The 3283-nt window shown below is 54.8% G+C and carries 5 protein-coding genes; 4 read left to right on the top strand and 1 reads right to left on the bottom strand.

The window, feature by feature from the left end; all coding sequences use genetic code 11:
• The coding region (locus B3759_RS03990; protein ID WP_291363832.1) for an HNH endonuclease at positions 1-448 on the top strand (448 nt) is incomplete at its 5' end.
• A 242-nt stretch (positions 449-690) separates the two neighbouring features.
• Here the strand turns inward: B3759_RS03990 and B3759_RS03985 are convergent.
• Positions 691-873 (bottom strand): transposase, encoded by a 183-nt coding sequence (locus B3759_RS03985; RefSeq protein ID WP_023524172.1) that lies wholly within the window; start codon positions 871-873, stop codon positions 691-693.
• Between the two features lie 370 nt (positions 874-1243).
• On the opposite strand from B3759_RS03985, the gene B3759_RS03980 reads away from it, so the two are divergent.
• The 3 genes from B3759_RS03980 to B3759_RS16880 all read left to right on the top strand — a co-directional run.
• Positions 1244-2614, top strand: coding sequence for a hypothetical protein (locus tag B3759_RS03980; RefSeq protein ID WP_048852583.1), 1371 nt, complete (start codon positions 1244-1246; stop codon positions 2612-2614).
• Positions 2615-2700: 86 nt separating this feature from the next.
• Positions 2701-3120: a hypothetical protein gene (locus B3759_RS16885; RefSeq protein WP_373852491.1), complete on the top strand. Its 420-nt coding sequence runs from the start codon at positions 2701-2703 to the stop codon at positions 3118-3120.
• Positions 3014-3283 (top strand): transposase (locus B3759_RS16880; RefSeq protein WP_408736443.1); only part of this gene is annotated, 270 nt, incomplete at its 3' end. The genes B3759_RS16885 and B3759_RS16880, both read left to right, overlap by 107 nt.

Here is a 3283-nt window from a genome sequence, read left to right as displayed (position 1 = left end):
GATCCATACTCCAATCAACGCAAGGAAAATGGAATCACAGAGCAGACCTCAATACCAGAGGGTTTTTCGAACCCTCCAATTGGTTCTAGCCCGCCGCGGGCAAGGAGTGTTTAAGGCCAATGTGCGACTGAACGAAAGACGGTGTCGTATAACTGGTGTATCAGATCCACGTTTTCTGATTGCCAGTCATATTAAACCCTGGCGTGACTGCACTGATCAGGAAAAACTGGATGGCTGCAATGGCCTGCTGTTGTCGCCACATGTTGATCGATTGTTTGACCGTGGTCTGATTAGCTTTGCCAATGATGGAACGTTACTGAAATCAGCCGTGCTACCGCCTGAAGTTTGGTCGGCTTGGGGCTTGGATAACATTATTAACGTCGGCGCATTTACGAATGCACAGGCGACTTACCTAGCGCTGCACAGAGAGGCAATTTTTAAAGGCTAATGAGGAGGGCTCGACTACTAGGACTTGTTAGGCCTTGATGTCGTCTGCTGTAGCAGCGATGAGGATGACGGAAAGAAAGGACGCGACTGCCTTTTCATATCGGGGCGCGACAGCCCCCACTCCTTGAGCCTTGCCCACAGGTTTTCGACCAGGTGCCAGTGTCTGTAATCCCACCTGAGACAGGCGACTTCCAGATCATCCTTTCCTGCCGGAATCACAGGACGAGATCCCCGGTCCCAGAGCTATTCACGGAATTTGTGCGAGGCATATCCGCGATCACAGACGACATAGGTCGGTGGGTATGGCAGATCGTCGAGCAGGGCATAAGCGGATGGCAGTTCATGCACCTGTCCGGGCGACAGTGTGAAGGGCAGTGCCTCGCCATGCTCATCACAAACAGCTATGCAGTCCGTTCTGTTATTCAAGACCTAACAGGCCCTCATTGGATAAGCCCATGGGCTCTGGCATTGTCATCTCGGCATCCGGCGAGACGGGGTATCTCGCGGTCCACCGATCGCAAGTATCATTGGTTGGTTTCCCCCGCACCTAAACTGAACATGCTGATATCTAAAAAAACTGCCCTTAGAGACGGCTTTTTTTTGCGTCTAAGTTTCCACCGCAGGACACACATAGGAAACAGATGAAAAGATAATCCGGCACAATTTTGTCGAAGGTCACATATGTATGATGAAAGAATAGGGCGTTCTGTCGCCTATTTCGGGCTATCATTCTGGGCTTGTCGAGTCAGGACAGTCTGCCCCTCTACTGTCCATATCAGGAGATGCACAAACAGTCATGGCCGCAGATGAACTTACAGGACTGATCAGATATCTCAATCAGGAGGACTGGCAGGACTGCTTCAGCGAAGTGCTTGGCGATCACATCGGTCCGGTGCTGGAATCGGGAGACATCACCTTCGAGGATCTAGCGGAGATGATCGGTCCCGACGTTGCCATGACGTTGTGGGGCTGTGCTTTCGAGGATTTTCTTGGGCTGGATTGGGATGATGGCCGGAACTTCGTGGACGTTTACCTCAAGCGTCGGGGTTGGAAGGAAGGACCACGTAATAGCGCCTATATGCGCGCTCTCAAGACTTCGGTCATGAGTCTGTATGAAGTCTCGGACATCAAACCCGGCCAGAGCCTGATGGCGCGTGACCTGCTACGGGGTGGTGATCCGATTCTGGTGCATGATGGCACGGCCACCCGGACACTCAGACAGTGGGACCGGATTGCAGCGCGTCTCGTGCCGTCCGATGGAAAGACCATTCTGGCAGGCGGGCTGCTCGCTTATTCATGGGGCGCCTGCGCAGCTCTGGCTGCGAACCTTTACAGAGTTCTGCGGAAAAGACAGGGCAAGACGGAGTTTCCAAAAATCGATACGCAGACGCTGCGTGAACTTGCGCCGACGTTCACGCTGACCTGGCTGTTCCGGACGCTGGAGGACATGGCCCGGCAGATGGACGGTCCAGCGCTGTTCAATGGGGACGGAGAGGATCTGGTCTTCTATGAAGTGTGTTTCCCGCTGACAAACGGCGTGACGCAGAAGACGGTGGCGGATGTACTTGACGGGATCACGGCCCTGAGGCCGGAGAACCGGTCGTTTTGGAACTGGTTGAAAGAGCCGATGAGCGATCCCGTGCAGAAGGCTGGACGGGATGAAAACGGGAAGTTCCTGCGCACAGAGATGGATGATGGCACGATCGTGCTGGGTACGCTGGACCTGAAGGGGCGCCAGTTGCGGCTGCAGGTGAATTCGAAAGAGCGTGCCGAACGTGGCCGTGCCATGCTGCAGGCTGGTTTGGGAGATCTCGTGCGCGCGCCGCTCATGCAGATCATGACGCCGGTGCAGGCGATGGAAGATCGGGGAACGCAGGGGCGGGAGGCTTCGCCAGAGCTGCAGATCCCGCCCGAGGAGGAAGCCCGGATTATTGGGCGGATGCTGGAGCGGCACTATCGGCAGGTGCTTGATGAGCCTGTTCCGGCTCTGGGAGATATGACGCCGCGTCAGGCCGTCCAGACGGCTTCAGGACGTAAAAAAACGGTTGCCTGGCTGAAAGGGATCGAAAACGTCACAGCCCGCGCCCAAGGGAGTGGCGGCGCCATGGCCGCTTATGATTTCGGTTGGATGTGGCACGAGCTCGGACTCATAGAACTCCGGAAATAGTCCGAGTGCGCCTTCATTTCGGACGGCAAGGTAAGAATTGAGTTTGGGGCTGGCATAGGTAAGCCAATAAAAGCTTGATATGGCATATGAAAGCACGTCGTCGCAGCCGTCCGGTATTTGCTACCCAAAGATGCCTTCTGGCGCACTTCGTTGCGGGCACACCCGCGCGGAGTGCTGCGGAAATTGTCGGCGTCAATCGCAATACAGCGACTCTGTTTTACCATAAGCTTCGGGAAATCATTATCGCGCATAATGCTCTGGAAGCGCCCCTTGAAGGAGAGATCGAAGTCGATGAAAGCTATTTCGGCGGACATCGCAAAGGTAAAAGAGGGCGAGGTGCTGTAGGAAAGGTCGCCGTTTTTTGGGCTACTCAAGTGTGGCGGCCGCGTCCATGCAGTCATGATCCCCGATGCGGGAAGCCGGATGCTCATGTCGGTCATTCGAAAGAAAATACGGCCAGTTTCAACTGTTTATTCAGACGCATGGCATGCATACAGGATGCTTGATATCTCCGAATTTCGCCATGAACGGATCAATCACGCCACGCGCTTTAGCGAGGGGCGGAACCATATCAGTGGCATTGAGAACTTTTGGAGCCAGGCGAAGCGGCGTCTCGTCATTCTGGCGAATGTCCTGTTACGCAATGACAGGTGGAGGGATCGAAGAACC

This window comes from Acetobacter sp. UBA5411, assembly GCF_002409645.1.
Taxonomy (GTDB): Bacteria; Pseudomonadota; Alphaproteobacteria; order Acetobacterales; family Acetobacteraceae; genus Acetobacter.
Note: the sequence above shows the minus strand (reverse complement) of the source record. Positions and strands in the feature narration are given on the sequence as shown.